Source organism: Chryseobacterium sp. c4a (genome assembly GCF_009900745.1).
Lineage (GTDB): Bacteria > Bacteroidota > Bacteroidia > Flavobacteriales > Weeksellaceae > Chryseobacterium.
Genome location: NZ_WXVU01000001.1, coordinates 462,910 through 482,864, shown reverse-complemented (window position 1 = coordinate 482,864; position 19,955 = coordinate 462,910). Strand labels below are relative to the sequence as shown.

The window sequence follows — 19,955 nt, the reverse complement described above, 5'->3', positions numbered from 1 at the left end:
TATCATATGATACTATCAAATATATAATTTTTATTTCAAAAATCTTACTCTAAGCTCTCTAATAGTTTTCTAATAACATTCTAAAGCCTTTCTAACAGCTTTTCATCATAAGTCACAATACCTTTACAGCAAAGAAAATCACTATGGATACTGATCCGTCACATTATTACAACAACTAACATTCAGCAATATACTTTTCTGTATACGGCTGAGTGCCATAAAAACAGAAAGGTTATGAATACGTTAGAATTTACTCTTCGTCTCTTCACGGCATTCGCACTGGGTGCCAGCATAGGTTTTGAAAGACAATGGCGTCAAAAAAGTGCCGGTCTCCGAACCAATACGCTAGTATGTCTTGGCTCTGCAGCATTCGTTCTTCTATCCATTCGGATCGGAGGCGATGCCACTGGAAGAATTGCCTCTTACATTGTTAGTGGTATCGGCTTTTTAGGAGGTGGAGTTATTATGAAGGACGGTCTTACCGTAAGAGGTCTCAATACCGCAGCCACTATCTGGTGTTCTGCATCTGTAGGAGCACTTTCCGCGTTGGGACTCCCCGTTGAAGCTGCTATTACCAGTGGTTTTATTATCCTCACCCATCTTATTCTCCGACCATTAGGAGTAAAACTAGGGAACAATATCAACAACAGAAATCACTACACTGAATATTTACTTAGCATCAAATGCAAAAGCGAAGTAGAAAATCATATTCGGGTACAGCTCATGCAATCATTGAGTGGAAATGATAAAGTCCTGTTGAAATCTCTTACCAGCGATGATAACGGTGTTCCGGAAAATGCTATTATCACGGCAGAAGTTCATGCTTCTACCCCACAAGACAGTTTCATGGAAAAAACAGCAAGCAGACTTACCATTGAAGATAAAGTCATCAAGGTAAGCTGGGAAATTATAGGTACTGAAAACGATTTATAACAATTAAAAGCCATGTTAAAAAAATCTTCCAACAAAAATCTCAACTCAGCCGCTCTTGTTAAATTAAAAGAAGCCGCTTCAGAGAACGAAAAAATGGTTTATGCTATGCTTGAAACTTCAGAAGAAGGCCTTAGCGAAAACACAGTAAAAGACCGTTTGAAAATTTACGGTAAAAACGAAATTGCCACTCAAAAAGCACCCTCATGGTTAAAACAATTTGCCCATTCTTTCTTTAATCCTTTTAATTATATACTCGCATGTATTGCTGTTATTTCTTTATTCATCGATGTAATCCTCGTTCCTGAAGGAGAAAAAGACCTCAGTACAAGTATTATTATTTCAGTAATGCTATTGTTCAGTACTGTTTTAAGATTTATCCAGGAATTCCGAAGTAATAAGGCCGCAGAAGCATTGAAAAAAATGGTAAAAACCAGCTGTCTTACCAAAAGAAAGTTTAAAGAAAGTGAAGAAATAGAAATCACTGAAATAGTTCCGGGTGATATCGTGATTCTTTCTGCCGGAGATATGGTTCCTGCTGATTGCAGGATTTTAAAAAGCAAAGATCTTTTCATCAGTGAATCTATTCTCACCGGAGAAGCCTTACCTGTTGAAAAAAATGCATTTCCTATCCGTGATGCGAAAAATAAAAACCCACTCACCCTTCAAAACATCTGTTTTATGGGAACCAATGTCGTGAGTGGATCAGCTACCGTTGTGGTTGCCAACACCAGCATTTTCACCTATTTTGGAAGCATCAGCAGAAGCCTTATTTCTAAAAGACCTGAAACGGCATTTGATATCGGAGTCAATAAAGTAAGCTTTTTACTGATCCGGTTTATGCTGGTCATGACTCCCATTATTTTCTTGATCAATGGAGTGGTAAAAGGAGACTGGATGCAGGCATTATTATTCGCTATTGCCGTAGCAGTAGGACTTACTCCTGAAATGCTGCCTATGATTGTTACTGCTAATCTTGCTAAAGGCGCTGTTAACATGAGTAAGAAAAAAGTAATCGTTAAAAGATTGAACGCCATCCAGAATATCGGCGCTATGGATATTCTCTGTACGGATAAAACCGGAACTCTTACCCTTGATAAGATTGTTCTGGAAACCCACCTCAACGTGCGTGGTCTTGAAGATGATGAAGTACTGAAATGGGCTTACCTCAACAGCTTTCATCAAACCGGACTAAAAAATCTTTTAGATCAGGCTGTTCTTGATCATGCCGAAGTTCATAATCTCATGAAAGCTGATGAGCTCTACCTGAAAGTAGACGAAATTCCTTTCGATTTTGAAAGAAGAAGAATGTCTGTTATTCTAAATACTTCAAAAGGAAAACACCTTATAATTTCAAAAGGAGCCGTAGAAGAAATGTTGTCTTTGTGTAAATATGCTTTAGATCCGGGTGATGACCATAGCCTTCATATTGAAAATGACAATATCATTCCTTTGGATGATCTTATGAAGGAAAAAATCATCAGAATGTCTGAAAAACTCAATGCAGAAGGACTTCGTGTTTTACTGGTTGCCATCAGAGAATTTGAAGGCAATCATCCACTGAATTATTCTGTTGCAGATGAAAATAACCTCATCCTTACAGGTTTTATTGGATTTCTTGATCCCGCTAAACCTTCAGCAGAGCCCAGTATCAAAGCCTTACATAAATTAGGGATTGAAGTAAAAGTGATTACTGGAGATAATGACATTGTTGCTAAAAAAATATGTAATGATGTAGGAATTCCAATCAATACGATCATGCTGGGTGATCAATTGGAGGATATGAGTGATGAAGAACTTAGCAAAGACATGGATTTATATTCCGTTTTTGCCAAAGTAAGCCCGTTACAGAAACAACGCATCGTAAAGATATTAAGATCCAAAGGGCATACGGTAGGATTTATGGGTGACGGAATCAATGATGCAGCAGCCATTAAAGAGGCAGATGTTGGTATTTCTGTAGATACAGGAGCAGACATTGCTAAAGAAAGTGCAGATATCATTTTGCTTGAAAAAGACTTAATGGTATTGAGAAGCGGTGTTATTTATGGGCGCAGAACATTCGGGAATATCATTAAGTATATTAAAATGACAGCCAGCAGCAATTTTGGAAACATGTTCAGTATGATCGGTGCCAGCGCACTGCTTCCATTTCTGCCAATGCTTCCCCTACAAATTCTGACTCAAAATCTTTTATATGATATTTCACAATCTTCTATTCCCTGGGATACCATGGATAAGGATTTTCTGGAACAACCTAAAAGATGGGAAGCTGATAGTATTAAGAAATTCATGCTTTATATTGGCCCTCTGAGTTCCATTTTTGATTATGTGACCTTTGCTGTGATGTACTTTATTTTTAAAGCCAATACACCGGAACATCAGGGTTTATTTCAAACCGGGTGGTTTGTGGAAGGGTTATTGTCTCAAACTTTAATTGTTCATATTATCAGAACCAAAAAGATTCCATTTATCCAAAGCTGGGCCGCTACACCGGTAGTTGCATTAACAAGCTTAATCATGCTGATCGGAATACTGATTCCTTTCACCTCATTAGCAGGATATCTGAAAATGCAGCCTTTACCTTTAAGCTACTTTCCCTATCTGATAGGAATTCTTACCGGATATTGTATCCTTACTCAGTTTGTGAAACAATGGTTCATTAAAAAATTTGGCCAATGGCTGTAATTTCTCAGAAATCTCATCCTTTCTAATAATTTTCTAATGGCATTCTAAAGGTTCTCTAACCCGCTATCAGAAAGGATGGGAATACTTTTGCAACGACAAAAAACAAGTATCTAAGGTATTCAAAACATACATCACCTTATATTGAAATAAAACAAAAATTAAAATTAAATTAGTGGTTATAAACATCTTATATGAGAAAAATAGTATTCACAATAGTACTTTTGACATTTATTACCTCTTGTAAAAATTCCAAAAGTGAAGATTCTCAGGATCAGGATCTCCTGGTAAAGGGGGAAAATGTAATCGTTCCTGAAAAAAATCCGGTATTCAAAAAAATAAAAACAGAAATAGTTTCTGAACAAGAACATAGTGACGGCGTGGTTTCTGCCGGAACAATTCAGGCTATCCCCAATCATTATGCAGAGATTGCCAGCCCTTTTTCAGGAAGAATTACACAATCCTTCATTCGGCTTGGGCAAAATGTTTCGGCCAACAGTCCACTTTTTGAAATCCTTTCCTCTGATTATTTTTCCGTTCAGAAAGATTACACAGATGCATTGAACGATGTACAGCTTGCAGAGAAAAATTACAAACGTCAACAGGATCTGGTAAAACATGGAGTCGGGATTCAGAAAGAACTTGATGAAGCAGAAACAGATTTCAAAAATAAAAAAACATCACTTTCCAATGCTTCTTCTGCCCTGAAGGTTTATAACAGTAAAGGCGGAGGTATCGGAAGTCCTCTCATCGTAAGAGCCCCGATTAATGGAGAAATTATCTCCAATAAAATTGTCAATGGCCAATTTCTTAAAAGTGATGCTGATCCTGTTATCATCATTGCCGAATTATCCAAAGTCTGGATTTCAGGGGATGCAAAGGAAAAAGATATCCGTTTTGTCAATGTTGGAGACCATGTTTCTGTAAAAGTAAGTGCTTATCCGGACAGAAATATTACCGGAAAAGTATACCACATCAATGAAGTAGTAGATGAAAACACCCGAAGCATAAAAGTCCTTATCGAATGCGATAACCCGGATAGAAAATTAAAACCCGGCATGTATGCGACTGTCAACTTTGCTACTACTCCTGAAAAAACCATTATGATTCCTATCAGTGCATTAATGCAGCAAGACAGCTCTCAGTATGTCTGGATTAAAACAGGCAAAAATCAATTTGCCAAGCGTTCGGTTACCACCGGAGAAACGGATCAGAAAATGGTAAGAATTACTTCCGGATTAAAAGTAGGTGACACCATTATGACCGAAGGTGGAATTTATATGCTGGATGCAAAATAATGTAAAATGAACTGATGTAAAAAGTACAATACCTATTTGTACTGTACATAATACCGATTAAGAACATGAAAAAACTCTTGACAATCTCTATACAGAAGAGGTGGCTGATGTTGGCACTCTTCCTTTTACTGGGATTCTTTGGTTATTATTCCTGGACCAAATTATCTGTAGAAGCTTATCCTGACATCGCTGACGTAACCTCACAGGTTGTTACCCAAGTTCCTGGATTAGCTGCTGAAGAAGTAGAACAGCAAATTACCATTCCATTAGAAAGAGCTCTTAATGGCCTTCCGGGAATGCACGTTATGCGAAGTAAAAGTACCTTCGGACTTTCTATGATTACCATGGTTTTTGATGATGGTATAGATGACTATTGGGCAAGACAGCGTATCCAGGAAAGACTTACGGATGTCACCCTTCCTTATGGTGCACAGCCTGGCCTTGATCCTCTAACCTCTCCTATTGGAGAAGTATACCGTTATATTATTGAAAGTAATAATCACAGTTTACGGGAACTTACAGACTTACAAAAATTTGTAATCATTCCGCGTATCAAACAAGTTTCCGGTATTGCTGATGTGACCAATTTCGGTGGAATTACCACTCAGTTTCAGGTAGAATTAGATCCCCATAAACTTGAGCAATATGGCCTTTCATTATCGGAAGTTACCGAAACCATTTCAAAAAATAATGTAAGTGCCGGAGGAAGCATGCTTCCTCGTGGAAATTTAGCCTATGTTATTCGAGGGATAGGTCTTGTAAAAGATTTAAATGACCTTGGAAAAATTGTAGTAAAAACTGAAAACGGGGTACCGGTATTCCTGAATGATGTAGGAACATTGAAATATGGAAACCTGGAACGAAAAGGGATTCTGGGATATACAGACAGAAAGCGAAACTATCCTGAAAGTGTAGAAGGAATTGTACTATTATTAAGAGGACAAAATCCATCACAAGTATTAGAGGGCGTTCATCAGGCTATCGACGAATTAAATGATGAAACCCTTCCTCCCGGTGTAAAAATTCACCCTTTCCTTGACAGAACAGACCTTGTAAGTACTACCCTTCACACGGTTTCTCATACGCTTACTGAAGGAATTGTACTCGTTATTATTGTTCTGATTGTATTCTTAGGAAGTTGGAGAGGTGCTTTATTGGTTGCTATTACCATTCCGCTTTCTTTATTATTTGCATTTATTTTGATGCATTTTACCAATATTCCGGCTAACCTTCTTTCTCTGGGAGCTATCGACTTCGGGATTATTGTAGACGGAGCCATTGTAATGCTGGAAACTATCCTGAAGAAAAGAGAAGAAAACCCTGAAGAACCATTGGAAGAAAAAACAATTACACAGCGGGTAATTGAAGTAGCAAAACCTATCTTTTTTTCTACAATTATCATTATTACAGCCTATCTTCCATTGTTTGCCTTCGAAAGAGTAGAGAAAAAACTATTTACACCGATGGCATTTACAGTAGGATACGCTTTATTAGGTGCTCTTGCTGTAGCATTGCTCCTTATTCCAGGTCTGGCTTATGTGATCTATCGAAAACCACAAAAAATATATCACAACAAATGGCTTGAAAAAATAAGCGCAGCTTATGGGAAAAGAATTGAAAAAATCATGCAAACGCCTAAAAAGGTAATGATTCCCGTAATCATTGTCTTATTATCTGCCGGAGTACTTTCTTATACTGTAGGAAAAGACTTCCTTCCTGAACTGGATGAAGGTTCTATATGGCTGCAGGTACAATTACCTCCGGGTATTTCTCTCGCCAAAGCAAAAGAAATGAGTGATACTTTACGCGCCAGAACACTGAAACATTCGGAAATCACTTATATGATGGTTCAGGCTGGCCGAAACGATGACGGAACCGATCCATGGACGGCTTCTCACTTTGAAGTTTCTGTAGGAATAAAACCTTACGATCAATGGCCATCCGGGAAAACCAAGGCAGATCTCATCAAAGAATTGGCTGCTGATTACAAAGAAATGCCAGGGTTCACAGTTGGTTTCTCTCAACCTATGATTGACGGAGTAATGGATAAAATTTCCGGGGCTCATAGTGAACTGGTAGTAAAAGTATATGGAGAAGACTTCAAAGAAACCAGAAGAATTGCTGAAAATGTATTGTCTACTTTAAATAAAATTCCAGGCTCTGCTGACCTTGCAATTGACCAGGAACCTCCTCTACCCCAGTTGCAGATTATTGCAGACAGAGATAAGATTGCTCAATATGGATTGAATGTGGCAGATGTTGCAGATCTTATTGAAGTTGCTCTAGGTGGAAAAGCTATCTCGCAGATCTTTATTGGTAATAAAGTTTATGATATTTCCTGTCGTTACACAGAAGACAGCCGTGATACTCCGGATAAAATAGGAAACCTGATGTTAACCTCAGCTTCAGGAGCCAAAATTCCTTTATCACAGGTTGCCGAAGTGAAATTAAGCACCGGAGAAAGTACCATCACCCGTGAAATGAATAAGAGACATCTTACTGTAAAGCTTAATTTAAGAGGAACAGACCTTTCTTCTTTTCTGAAAAAAGCACAGGACAAGATTGAAAAAGACATCAAATATGACCATGAAAAGTATCAGATCAAATGGGGTGGACAATTTGAAAACCAAAACAGAGCTTATTCCAGATTGGCATTCATTGTTCCTTTGGCATTAGCTATTATGTTCCTGTTATTGTATGGCGCATTTGGGGATTTCAAACAGGCATTGGTATTAATGTCAATTGTTCCATTGGCTTTATTTGGAGGAATGCTGGCTCTTAACATCCGTGGAATGTCTTTGAATGTATCTTCAGCCGTAGGATTTATCGCCCTTTTCGGAGTCGCCATTCAGAATGGTGTGATTATGATTTCTCATATCAATGACCTTCGTAAGAAAGGATATGATCTGAAACTTGCTGTAACAAAAGGAGCTAAAGACCGTTTCAGGCCAGTATTAATGACAGCCACCGTTGCAGTAATTGGATTGTTTCCAGCCTCATTGGCTACCGGAATTGGCTCGGATGTACAACGACCTCTAGCGACTGTAATTGTGTACGGATTAATGTTCTCGACTATTTTAACACTCTTCGTTCTTCCTGCCATTTATTTTATGGCAGAACGTCGCAACGAAAAACAAAATTTAGAATCAGATGAAGCACTTACATATGAAAATTAGAGTTCTCTTTATCGTAATAGCGACCTTATTATTCAGCTTAAACAATAAGGTAAAGGCACAGGAAAAAGAAGTTCTGAATTTTGAAGAATACCTGAGTCTTGTTGGAAAGAAAAACCTGGGTTATGCGGCTCAAAAATACAATATAGGTATGGCTGAAGCTGCAATTCAAACGGCAAGTATGTTTCCCGATCCGCAATTGGAGATGGAAACCACCAACAATGGAGTTGCAAAGAATATGGGATATGTATACGGAGCATCTTTGGGTTGGACGTTAGAATTAGGCGGCAAAAGAAAAGCAAGAATAAACCTGGCTAAAGATCAATCGGAATTAAGTAAAATTCAACTCCAGGATTTTTTCAGAAATCTACGCGCTGATGCTAGTTTAGGATATGTAGATGCTTTAAAATCAAAAGCCATTCTAGAAGTACAACAGGATTCCTATAAAAACATCTTGCAGCTTGCAAAATCAGACAGTATCCGGTATCGCCTGGGAACAATTTCTTTGGTTACTTCAAAACAAAGTAAACTGGAGGCCGCTTCCCTTCTCAACGAGGTATATCAGGCCGAAAGTGCAGAACAACAAGCACTGACCGGATTAGCTATATTTCTTAATGATGGTAAAATAACCAATAGAGATGTAGCTGGAGACTTTAATGCTTTTAACCGAGATTTTAGTATTGATGATCTTCTTATTCAGGCATTAAATACAAGGGCAGATCTACTGGCAGCCAAACAGAATACACAAGTTGCTAAAAGGCAGATCAACCTTGAAAAAGCAAACCGAAAAATAGACCTTGGAATTAATGCTGGAGCAGAGCGCCACACTGAAGCTACGAATGAAATTGCTCCTTCCCCAACAGTAAATGCTGTAAAATTAGGAATCAGTATTCCTTTAAAATTTTCAAACAGGAGGAACGCAGGGGTAAAAATAGCTGAAATGGCACATTCTCAAGCAGAACTTGAATATCATCAGATAGAACAGGGAATACAAGCTGAAGTAATGCAGGCTTACCAACAGTACATGGCCACCCAGAAACAGGTAAAACAATTTCATAACGGAATGCTTACTGAAGCAAAAAGCATATTGGAAGGTATCACCTACAGCTACAAAAGAGGAGAAAGTTCTATTCTCGAAGTGCTTAATGCTCAAAGAACCTATAATGGAGTAAGAAAGGATTACTATCAGGCTCTTGCAGATAATGCAACTGCTTTGATCGAACTTGAACGTAAAGCAGGAATCTGGGATATTAATTTTTAAAAGAAGGGAAGAGGGAGGCTGGAAGGGGGAAGCTGATACAGTCGGAAAATAACTGAAAAGCCAATTGATTAACCTTTTTAAAATTGGAGATATTTTCCCTTCAAAATATTGGTAGAAGTCGATAACACAAAAAGTACTTCCAACTTCCCTCCTCCAGCTTCCATTCTTCAACAATATAAACCAAATGACAATAGTCTTCCTCATTCAAAAAAAAGCCCTGAGTTCGATATGATCCAGGGCTTTTTAACGAAAGGGAGATGGAAGTTAATCCAGTCGCAAAATAACTCAAAATCCTATTAATTACCCTTTTCAAACTTGAGAATTGTTTCCATCAAAAACTAGAAGAAGTCAGTAACACAAAAAGCACTTCCAACTTCCCTCCTCCAGCTTCCATTCTTCAACTATATAAACCAAATGACAATAGTCTTCCTCATTCAAAAAAAGCCCTGAGTTCGATATGATACAGGGCTTTTTGACGAAAGGGAGATGGAAGTTAATCCAGTCGCAAAATAACTCAAAATCCTATTAATTACCCTTTTCAAAATTGAGAATTGTTTCCATCAAAAACTAGAAGAAGTCGGTAACACAAAAAGTACTTCCAACTTCCCTCCTCCAGCTTCCATTCTTCAACAATATAAACCAAATGACAATAGTCTTCCTCATTCAAAAAAAAGCCCTGAGTTCGATATGATCCAGGGCTTTTTAACGAAAGGGAGATGGAAGTTAATCCAGTCGCAAAATAACTCAAAATCCTATTAATTACCCTTTTCAAAATTGAGAATTGTTTCCATCAAAAACTAGAAGAAGTCGGTAACACAAAAAGTACTTCCAACTTCCCTCCTCCAGCTTCCATTCTTCAACTATATAAACCAAATGACAATAGTCTTCCTCATTCAAAAAAAGCCCTGAGTTCGATATGATACAGGGCTTTTTAACGAAAGGGAGATGGAAGTTAATCCAGTCGCAAAATAACTCAAAATCCTATTAATTACCCTTTTCAAAATTGAGAATTGTTTCCATCAAAAACTAGAAGAAGTCAGTAACACAAAAAGCACTTCCAACTTCCCTCCTCCAGCTTCCAACTTTACCTCATTTCTTTTTATACTGTGATTCATAAATTTCAATCCAATCTTCTACCGTCATTTTTACGCTCAACTCAGCGATTAATTCAAAAGGAATATCTTCTGTTTTTTTGAAACGTACACAAGATTTTCCCATATCAAGTTTTCTTTTGGAATATTTAGGATATTCTGCCACAAACCAATCCAAAAGTTCAGGACGAGAATACAAGCCCATGTGATACAATGCTATAAAGTTCTTTTGTGAAGCCAGATTAATAAAAGGTAAAGGTGTACCGGGTGTACAGTGATACCCTGCAGGATATGTTTTCAATGGAACTACCCAACCCAGCATTCCATAATTGGTGGCTTCTTCAAAACCATTTGGCAGATTATTGTTAATAACATCAAAAAGTTTTTTAAAGCCCTCTTGTCTTTCCTCGGGAATCTTTGAGATATAATCTTCAACAGAAGTGGATAAAATTTGCATTTTCAGTAAGTTTTTAGGTTTTAAAATTAACAAAAAATATTATTGGAACATATAAAAAAGCAGCGGCACAATCATGTACCGCCGCTCCACTTTATTTACACTAAAAAAATTATTTCTTGATTGTTTTTACAGTAGAATGAGAGCCATCTTTAAAATAAAGAGTCACAAAATACAATCCGGAATTCAATCTGCTCAGATCCAGCTCTTTTACAGAACCTTCCTCTGTTTTCACTGTTCTTCCAGTAGTATCTGTTACTGTTACAGACTTAATATCTCTTGTATCGGATATATACAAGATATCTTTGAACGGATTAGGGTGAACTGATGCTTTTTTCACCGGACTGTTTACTTCTGAAGTACTCAACTGCGCGTTTTCAACGGTAAAATCATCTACATAAAAATTATAATCAAGCCCTCCGTTTGTTGAGCCTGTACTTCCATAAAAAGCAAATACTGTATTAGCACTCATATAATTTGCCAGATTGAATGTGTATTCATTAGAGGTATTAGACGGCGTATTATTGGCATCCCAAGTTTGCAGTATACTCCATGTATTTCCATTATCAGAAGAAATCAGGAAATGTACGACATCATCACTATCCATTGCCGAAGAAGTTGTACCGGAATACTTGGTTACTCCATAATTAAACTTCACTTTATATCCACCTGCCGAAAGATCAAAAGCTACGGTTTTTAACCATCCTGTTTTATTTGATCCATATATGTTCATTCGTGCAGAAGCATTGGCAGCCCCATTTAAGAAGTTATATTGAAACCAATACGTTGTAGATCCTGTAGACCCTGTATCCGGAGTTCCTCCTGAAAGAGCATTTGCCCAGCAATTTCCTGGAAAGACATCAAAATTATGGGTATATGAAGGAACAACTGATCCGCACAGTGTTGTAAAAGATTTAACGAATGACCATACACTCTTACTTGTTGCCGTACTACAATTAGCTCTTACCCAATAATAATATGTTGTACTCGGCGATAAATTGTTAAGAGTATAAGAAGTTCCCGGCACATTTGAGTGATTAGGATTTACATTGCCAGCTGGAGTTGTTGCACTTGTGCTATAATAAATATCATAACTTGTAGTCTGATTGCTTGCAGGAACAGTCCAAGATATTTGTGCTGAATTCGAGGTGATTGCCGTTGCTGCATTCGTTGTTGGAGCAATACAATCGGTGTATACATCTGCCGAAAAAGCAAAAATATTAGGAATTCCCGAACCTGAGCTTTTTGTAATTGTAACACTCTGTACAGGTTTTGTCTGATTAGCGGCATCAATATTCAAAACATTTTGATACAATCTGGGATTGCTGGTATTGGGTTCTAAGTTATTGTTATCCCTATTGATTCTTCCAATCCCCTGAATAGCAGCATTATTTCCACCATACCAATCAGAGAGGCTTATACTAGAAAATGTTTGAGTTGTATTGTCTGTAAAAGTTACTGTTACACTCACTACCGATGTTCCGCTACCGCTTGTGGCGAGCATATATAACTTAGTAGCAGCCTTTGGAGTGGTAAATACAAGAGTTCCGTTGTCTCCCGCAGTTGCCAATTTCAAAGAATTATTAGCACTTAAATTGGCTAGTTGATAAGTAAGCCCCGGAGTACCGGAAACAATTGAATTAATAACACCATTTGCAGGAACACCGTACGTAAGAGGTGTACTTGTTGGTGAAAGTTGAAAATCTGTCGCTACAAATGCAAAAGATACACCATCTACATCCGTTGTTGTAGAACTAAGGGCTGAGCCTACTCCGTTAGCAATTACATCAGCTGTAAACCCAGAGCTAACAGGCATCGTTTGAAAATTTTGAGCCGTAATAGAACCGACTGAGAGAAGAGCAATTGCAGGAAGTACTCTAAAAAATAAATTTATTGCCATTTTATTTATATTTATTTTGAAAATTAAGAAAAATATTAACATAAATAACTTATTTTTAATAAATATTTACAAATTAATCAAAATACATAAGACATTAATATTAAACCTATTCAAATTATATGCTTTGCAAGTGGATAATAAGCCGCTTCTTTCCTACTCTTAATTTTATTATTGAGAAATTAAATCCTATTTTTGTCATACAAATTTTTGAACAATGCCGAATATTTCAAACAGAGCACTGCATATGCCGCCATCGCCGGTAAGAAAACTGGTTCCCTTTGCGTTACAAGCAAAACAGAAAGGAATAAAAGTATATCATCTTAATATCGGGCAGCCTGATATTGAAACGCCGGAAACAGCATTAAATGCTTTAAAGAACATCGATCTTAAAGTATTGGAATATGCACTTTCTGAAGGTAATTTAGATTACAGAAACGCCCTTACAGAGTATTACCATTCTTTAGGTTTTTCAGATCTTACTCCAGAAAACTTTATTGTTACCAATGGTGGTTCTGAAGCCCTAAACTTCGCCATTTCAACACTGTGCGACGATGGAGATGAAGTGATTATCCCTGAACCTTACTATGCTAACTACAACGGATTCACAAGCACATTCGATGTAAACGTAGTAGCAGTTCCATCTACAATTGATACAGGTTTTGCCCTGCCACCGATTGAAGAATTTGAAAAAAAGATCACAGAAAAAACAAGAGCAATCATCATTTGTAATCCAGGTAACCCAACAGGATACCTTTATACCCGTGAAGAGCTTAAAAAATTAGCTGAGATCGCTTTAAAATATGACATTGTTATTATCTCTGATGAAGTATACAGAGAATATGTATATGATGGGAAACAACAAGTATCTATTCTTGATTTCCCTGAACTAAAAGACAACTGTATCGTTATCGATTCAGAATCCAAGCGTTATTCTATGTGCGGAGTAAGAATCGGATGTATGGTAACCCGTTCTCAAAAAATCCGTAATGCTGCCATCCTTTTTGCACAGGCAAGATTAAGCCCGGTTCTTTTGGGACAAATTGCAGCAACAGCCGCTCACCAGAATGACGGAGCTTACATCAGAGCAGTAAGAGAAGAATATACCCACAGAAGAAATGTTTTAGTAGACCTTTTAAATGCTATTCCGGGTGTGATCTGCCCTAAGCCAAAAGGTGCTTTCTACTGCGTTGCTGAACTTCCGGTAGATGATACTGAGAAATTTGCACAATGGTTGCTTGAATCGTATTCCAACAACAAAGAAACGATCATGGTAGCGCCTGCAGGAGGATTCTACAGTAATCCTGAATTAGGTAAAAAACAGGTAAGAATCGCTTACGTACTGAAAGAAGAAGATCTTAAAAGAAGTGTTGAAATTCTGAAAGAAGCTTTAAAACAGTATAGAGAAGAATTTAGCCTATAAATAATAAATGATGCCGACAACAAAAAATATACATCTGAAAATACTATTTTCGATCTTTTTGCTGTCGGCATTTTTTTCTTGTGACCATAAAAAGTCTGATCAACCTACCACCAGTAAAAATCCACATGAGATTACTTTCATCGGAATGTCCAATATTGGTGGAAGCAATGGATATTACAGAATCATAAAAGTCACTAAGGATTCAATTACCGCAGAAAAAGGAACTACTTCCAATAAAGTACACAAAACATGGGCATCAGGCATCAATCCTGATACATGGAAGCAACTTACCTCATCCATTAAAGTTAAAGATCTGGATTACATCAAAAGTTCTCCAAGCCAACAATCGGTAGACAGAATGGATGAAGCTTTTCAGATCCGTACCCCCAAAAAAGCACACATCTACGTCAACTCATTTGTTGACACTATTCACTATAAGCAATTTCAACAGCTTAAAGAACAACTAGACAAAATTCTTCCCAAAGAATACAAATAAAAACATGCAAGAAAATTTTTCCTTAAAGCCTTACAATACATTCGGCGTTGATGCTAAAGCAAAATACTTTACTGAAATCAACAGCATTGAAACATTAAAAGATGCTCTTAATTTCTCAAAAGAAAAATCTTTACCTCTTTTATTTTTAGGAGGCGGAAGCAATATATTGCTAACAAAAGACTTTGACGGCCTTGCCATTAAACTTGGCTTAAAAGGAATTTCTGAGAAAGACCTCAACGAAAACGAAGTTCTTATTACTGCAAAAGCAGGAGAAAACTGGCATGAATTCGTGATGTATTGCCTGAAAAAAAATTATGGAGGATTAGAAAACCTTTCTCTGATTCCTGGAAATGTAGGAACTTCACCTATGCAGAATATCGGAGCTTATGGAACCGAAATCAAAGATGTATTTGTAAGCTGTTTGGTACTAGACCTGGAAAATCTTGAACTTAAAACTTTCGATCTTGAAGAATGCAGATTTGGATACAGAGATTCTATCTTCAAACAGGAAGGAAAAGGAAGATATGTAATTTTAGAAGTTACTTTTAAACTGACCAAAAAAGAACATCATATCAAAACAGAATATGGTGCCATTACCTCTGAACTTGAAAACCTTGGAATCGCTCACCCTACCATTCAGGATGTTTCCCAAGCGGTTATCAACATCAGACAAAGCAAACTGCCTGATCCTAAAAAAATTGGCAACGCTGGAAGCTTTTTCAAAAATCCAACAATCCCTTTAGTACAGTTTGAAGAATTAAAACAGAAATTCGAAAATATACAAGGATATCCCAACGGAAATATGGTAAAAGTTCCTGCCGGATGGCTCATTGAACAATGTGGATGGAAAGGCAAGCAAATCGGAAATGCAGCCTCCCATAAACTTCAATCTCTGGTCATCATCAATGCTACAGGTGAAGCAACGGGTAAAGAAATCTTCGATTTCTCCACTGAAATCATTAACTCTGTCAAAGAAAAGTTCGGAATAGAACTTGAAAGAGAGGTGAATATTATATAACATTCCACTCAGATTATATAACAGAATTCCGGGTATTTTCCGGAATTTTGCTTTTTTTATTTTAATTTATTCTAAATAAACATTGTTTAGCGTTATTATATTTTATAATTTCGCGGCATGCTTATTTAGAATAAATAAAAATGACTAGATCTTTATTTTTTGTTTTCCTTTCCATTTTCAGTGTACAGTTCGTACAGGCACAAAATGAAAAATCTCAACTGAACATTACTGTATTCGATGAAAACAATAAAGAATTAGAAGGTACTTCTGTTACCATCAATCAAACCTCTTTTACTACTGACAAAAACGGTCATACAGATATTTCTATTCCCAATGGAAGATATCATTTGAAAGTTCTTCATCCTAATTTTCAGGAAAAAGAGCTGAACATCAGTCTTACTGCTCCTCATCAACTTATTATTAAACTTCAGCCAATTAATAAGTTGGAAGAAGTTGTTATATTTTCTAAAGAAAGTAAAGGCTTGACTACAAAATCAGTGATTGATCGACAGGCCATGCAGCATTTACAGCCTTCCAGTTTTACTGATCTTATGGAACTTCTTCCTGGTGGACTATCAAAAACACCGGTCTTAAATTTAACGAATAGAGCTACTCTTCGGGAAAATACTGCCGGCTATTCCGGGAATGAATACAAGACATCATCTCTTGGAGTGCAATTCATGATTGATGACAATATCATCAATTCAAATGCTGACATGCAGGTTTCAGTAGACAACAGACAATTTTCTGAAGGTCCGAAATATAGAGAAACGGCTTCTTCAGGAGTTGATATGAGAACCATTTCTACCAATGACATTGAAAAGGTTGAAGTGATCCGTGGTATTCCCTCAGCAGCCTATGGAGATCTTACCTCAGGATTAATCAAAATTGAACGCAGAATAAAGGCTTCGCCTCTACAGGCAAGATTTAAAGCCGATGGTTTCAGTAAGCAATATTATCTCAGCAAAGGTTTTAAGATTAACGATAAATGGCAACTGAGTGCAAGTGCTGATTTTCTTGACTCAAAATCTAATCCTACTGATGATTTTGAAACCTATCAACGTATCACTGCATCCGTCCGTTCAAAGAAAATATCAACACTATGGTCAAAACCTTTGGAATGGAAATCTACCATCGATTTTTCTACCAATATTGATAATAAAAAATATGATCCGGACAATGGTTATCCCTCCACTGATAAATATGAATCTAATAATAAGAGAATCAGTGTAACAAATAACTTTATTTATCAGTTGGACAAAAGTTCATTTTTCAACAAATTAACTTTAAATACAGCTATCCGTCAGGGGTTTGAAAAACTGGAACAGGTAAAACTAATTCAGTTATCTGGGCCAAGATCCTTTTCCCTTGCCACAGAACAGGGAGAAAACGTAGGATATTATCCTGATTTACGCTATATCACTGAATTTTCTACAGAAGGAAAACCTTTAGACATTACCGCTTTCTTCCAAGTAAACGGTACAAAGAAAATCTTCGGAATTACCCATCAATACGAAGCCGGAGTGGACTGGAAATATTCAAAAAATAATGGCCGAGGGCTTCAGTATGATATGAAAACACCTCCCTCTGCGACCACAGGAATTGCAAGACCAAGACCTTATAATGCTATCCCAGCATCCAGTCTGCTGGCTGCTTTTGTGGGCGATCAGATGAGCTATGCGATTAATCAGCATAAATTCACTTTATACGCAGGTTTAAGACTATCAAAAAATCTGGGAATAGACAACTCTTATGCCATCAGTAAAAAAGTTTTTGCTGAACCGAGGCTAAACTTTCAATACAGCCTGCCTCATCTCATGATCAATGATTATCCTTTAAAAACAGATGTTACTTTAGGGTATGGCCTTTTCTACAAACAACCAACTTTATTAATGCTTTATCCGAACAAAGAATATTGGGATTATACTCAGCTGAATTATTATCACAATGATGCACAATACCGATATGTAAACTTCATGACCTATATTCAATCAAAGGAAAATAAAGAACTTCAGGCAGCAAAAAGCATTAAAAAGGAGATCCGCCTGGATCTGTCTTACAGAAATCATGAATTCTTTATGACTTACTTTAAAGAAAGCATGACCAATGGGTTCCGTACGATGGATCAAACAGCTGTTCATACGTATAAGCAATATGACCCTACAAAGGTGGATATCACCCAATGGACTCCCAATGGGCCAGATTTAACGAATGTTCCTTATGAAGTTAAAACTATCTTTGGAGCCTATTCCACTACAGAAAACGGTAGTGAAACGTTGAAACAGGGTATTGAATTTGGTTATACATCACCAAGAATCAAAGCAATCAATACAAGATTTACTTTCACCGGAGCATGGTTTAAATCCCAATACAGAAATTCTACCCCTATTATTTTCAAGCCTTCTGCTAATATTGGCTCAGACATATTCCCTTACTATGGAATCTACAAAAATGACAACGGATATGTTAATTCGAATATCAATTATAACCTGCTTATTGATACTTATCTTCCAAACCTCGATCTGATTGTTTCAGCTTCTGTACAAGGAAGCCTGTATGATCACAGTAGAAATGACCGAAGAATCGCAGAGCCTATTGCTTATTATGGTTTGGATGGTGTAGTACATCCCTTCACTGAAGCAGACAAAACTGATATCTATAAGCAATGGCTGGTAAGAAATGTTTCTGTCTCTGATAATATAGACAGACTTTACACTTTTACAATGACAGGAAACATAAAGATCACCAAAAGTATTTACAAAACCCTTCGTGCCTCTTTATTTATAAACAGACTTTTCAACTATAGTGCACCTTATACATTCAACAATGTAAAGGTGTACAGAAAAAGAATGAATACACCTTATTTCGGAATGGAATTAAACTACAATTTTTAAAATATAAAAAGTAAATAACATGAAAAAAAGATTTCTACTATTAAGTTTTGTAGCCATGATGGGAACTGCATTCACAGTAACCTCATGTACAAATGATGAATTCGGAGTACAGACCGCACAAAATGGGGTACTCACCCTATCTTTTAGCGGCGAAAATATTTCCATTTATGAAACACTGGATATTGAAGCTATAGAGGTAAATACGGGAGCCATTACCAGAAGAAAAAGCCAAAAAGCCAATGTTGTTTCTATAGAACTGCCTCATGGCTCTTATAAAATTACGGTGAACGGTAAAGTGGTTAACAATACTCTCGAAACCATTGATGTTGCCGGAACAGCAAATGCTGACATCGTCACTTTGGCCAACAACATTACGATTCCTTTATTCTTCAAAACATTTCATGAGGATTTTATCATTGAAGAAATATTTTTTACAGGAATAAAAACCCCGGATGGTAAAAATTATAACTCAAGCCGTTACTTTAAAATTGTAAACAATACAAACAAGGTTCTGTATGCGGATAATCTGATCATTGCGAATTCAAGGTTCATGACCACTGAAGATGATAACCCCACCCCATACGATGCTACCAAATATTTCCCGGTAAAAGGAGTGTTGATTCTTCCTACCGATCCGGAAGGGAAAATTAAAAAATATCCTGTAAAGCCTGGTGACTTTATTGTAGTAGCAGATAATGCCATCAATCACAAAGCACAGACAAGCACAGCCTTTGACCTCCATAATGCTGATTTTGAATTTCCATCATCAGTTCCGGCATTAGGACAAGTTGATAATCCGGATGTACCCAATGCAGATTTGGCCTATACTGCTGCAAACAATATGTTCACTATCCATAACAGAGGTTTTGAAAGCTTTGTAATTGCCCGTTTTCCGGCCAGTGAAACAAAGGACACTTTCCTCCAAAAACAAAAATACAATTACAGCTATATCTCTTCAGCAGGAACTGTCATGACGAGAAGCGCGTATTCCATTCCAAATACATGGATTATAGATGGGGTTAACAATAGTGTTCCTACAAAATTTGTCCATATTCTGACTTCACCAAGCGTTGATGCAGGATGGACTTCTGCTGGTACCATAGACAGTGATCCGAACCGCTTCGGAAAATCCGTAAGACGTAAAATAATTGGTACGATGGGAGCAAATAACAACCTGTATATGGATACCAACAATTCTTCCAATGACTTCGTGAAAGATTCTGAAGCTAGTTTAAAAAACGGTATTGTTCATCCAAAATAAGGTTACACTTTTCAATATATTATGCTAAGTAGAAAAACAATTTTCTTTCTGTTGTTGACCAACCTGTGCTTTCT

12 protein-coding genes are annotated in these 19,955 nt (G+C 37.1%); 10 read left to right on the top strand and 2 right to left on the bottom strand.

All coding sequences use genetic code 11. From position 1 onward, the window contains the following. Positions 1-234: 234 nt before the first annotated feature. From GTR01_RS02205 to GTR01_RS02185, 5 genes are all read left to right on the top strand, one after another. Positions 235-933, top strand: coding sequence for an MgtC/SapB family protein (locus GTR01_RS02205; protein WP_160136233.1), 699 nt, complete (start codon positions 235-237; stop codon positions 931-933). A 12-nt stretch (positions 934-945) separates the two neighbouring features. Further along, positions 946-3,618 carry a magnesium-translocating P-type ATPase gene (gene mgtA, locus GTR01_RS02200; protein ID WP_160136232.1) on the top strand — a complete coding sequence of 891 codons (2,673 nt, stop codon included), beginning with the start codon at positions 946-948 and terminating at the stop codon, positions 3,616-3,618. A gap of 191 nt (positions 3,619-3,809) precedes the next feature. After that, positions 3,810-4,913, top strand: a complete 1,104-nt coding sequence (locus GTR01_RS02195) for an efflux RND transporter periplasmic adaptor subunit (protein WP_160136231.1) — start codon at positions 3,810-3,812, stop codon at positions 4,911-4,913. Between the two features lie 65 nt (positions 4,914-4,978). Further along, on the top strand, positions 4,979-8,089 hold the full coding sequence (locus tag GTR01_RS02190; protein ID WP_160136230.1) for an efflux RND transporter permease subunit: 3,111 nt from the start codon (positions 4,979-4,981) through the stop codon (positions 8,087-8,089). Next, positions 8,064-9,347, top strand: coding sequence for a TolC family protein (locus tag GTR01_RS02185; protein WP_228452136.1), 1,284 nt, complete (start codon positions 8,064-8,066; stop codon positions 9,345-9,347). The genes GTR01_RS02190 and GTR01_RS02185 overlap by 26 nt, the downstream gene beginning before the upstream one ends. 1,089 nt (positions 9,348-10,436) lie before the next feature. On the opposite strand, the gene GTR01_RS02180 is transcribed toward GTR01_RS02185, so the two are convergent. Then, positions 10,437-10,895, bottom strand: a complete 459-nt coding sequence (locus tag GTR01_RS02180) for a DUF1801 domain-containing protein (protein ID WP_160136229.1) — start codon at positions 10,893-10,895, stop codon at positions 10,437-10,439. 109 nt (positions 10,896-11,004) lie between these two features. Then, complete coding sequence (locus tag GTR01_RS02175; RefSeq protein WP_160136228.1) at positions 11,005-12,792, bottom strand: T9SS type A sorting domain-containing protein; 1,788 nt, start codon at positions 12,790-12,792, stop codon at positions 11,005-11,007. Positions 12,793-13,006: 214 nt separating this feature from the next. Between GTR01_RS02175 and GTR01_RS02170 the strand changes: the two genes are divergently transcribed. From GTR01_RS02170 to GTR01_RS02150, 5 genes are all read left to right on the top strand, one after another. Further along, entirely contained in the window at positions 13,007-14,212 is a 1,206-nt protein-coding gene (locus tag GTR01_RS02170; protein ID WP_160136227.1) for a pyridoxal phosphate-dependent aminotransferase, read from the top strand. 10 nt (positions 14,213-14,222) lie between these two features. Further along, the gene (locus tag GTR01_RS02165; RefSeq protein ID WP_160136226.1) at positions 14,223-14,708 is read left to right on the top strand and encodes a hypothetical protein; all 486 of its coding nucleotides are present in this window, start codon (positions 14,223-14,225) and stop codon (positions 14,706-14,708) included. A 4-nt stretch (positions 14,709-14,712) separates the two neighbouring features. Further along, positions 14,713-15,726: a UDP-N-acetylmuramate dehydrogenase gene (gene murB, locus GTR01_RS02160; protein WP_160136225.1), complete on the top strand. Its 1,014-nt coding sequence runs from the start codon at positions 14,713-14,715 to the stop codon at positions 15,724-15,726. A 140-nt stretch (positions 15,727-15,866) separates the two neighbouring features. After that, positions 15,867-18,620 (top strand): TonB-dependent receptor plug domain-containing protein, encoded by a 2,754-nt coding sequence (locus GTR01_RS02155; protein WP_160136224.1) that lies wholly within the window; start codon positions 15,867-15,869, stop codon positions 18,618-18,620. Positions 18,621-18,639: 19 nt separating this feature from the next. Continuing rightward, positions 18,640-19,881 carry a DUF4876 domain-containing protein gene (locus tag GTR01_RS02150; protein ID WP_160136223.1) on the top strand — a complete coding sequence of 414 codons (1,242 nt, stop codon included), beginning with the start codon at positions 18,640-18,642 and terminating at the stop codon, positions 19,879-19,881. The last annotated feature ends 74 nt before the right edge of the window (positions 19,882-19,955 follow it).

Coding starts and splice junctions, on each gene's coding strand:
- GTR01_RS02205 (WP_160136233.1), top strand. CDS start 235: ATGAATACGTTAGAATTTACTCTTCGTCTCTTCACGGCATTCGCACTG.
- mgtA (WP_160136232.1), top strand. CDS start 946: ATGTTAAAAAAATCTTCCAACAAAAATCTCAACTCAGCCGCTCTTGTT.
- GTR01_RS02195 (WP_160136231.1), top strand. CDS start 3,810: ATGAGAAAAATAGTATTCACAATAGTACTTTTGACATTTATTACCTCT.
- GTR01_RS02190 (WP_160136230.1), top strand. CDS start 4,979: ATGAAAAAACTCTTGACAATCTCTATACAGAAGAGGTGGCTGATGTTG.
- GTR01_RS02185 (WP_228452136.1), top strand. CDS start 8,064: ATGAAGCACTTACATATGAAAATTAGAGTTCTCTTTATCGTAATAGCG.
- GTR01_RS02180 (WP_160136229.1), bottom strand. CDS start 10,895: ATGCAAATTTTATCCACTTCTGTTGAAGATTATATCTCAAAGATTCCC.
- GTR01_RS02175 (WP_160136228.1), bottom strand. CDS start 12,792: ATGGCAATAAATTTATTTTTTAGAGTACTTCCTGCAATTGCTCTTCTC.
- GTR01_RS02170 (WP_160136227.1), top strand. CDS start 13,007: ATGCCGAATATTTCAAACAGAGCACTGCATATGCCGCCATCGCCGGTA.
- GTR01_RS02165 (WP_160136226.1), top strand. CDS start 14,223: ATGCCGACAACAAAAAATATACATCTGAAAATACTATTTTCGATCTTT.
- murB (WP_160136225.1), top strand. CDS start 14,713: ATGCAAGAAAATTTTTCCTTAAAGCCTTACAATACATTCGGCGTTGAT.
- GTR01_RS02155 (WP_160136224.1), top strand. CDS start 15,867: ATGACTAGATCTTTATTTTTTGTTTTCCTTTCCATTTTCAGTGTACAG.
- GTR01_RS02150 (WP_160136223.1), top strand. CDS start 18,640: ATGAAAAAAAGATTTCTACTATTAAGTTTTGTAGCCATGATGGGAACT.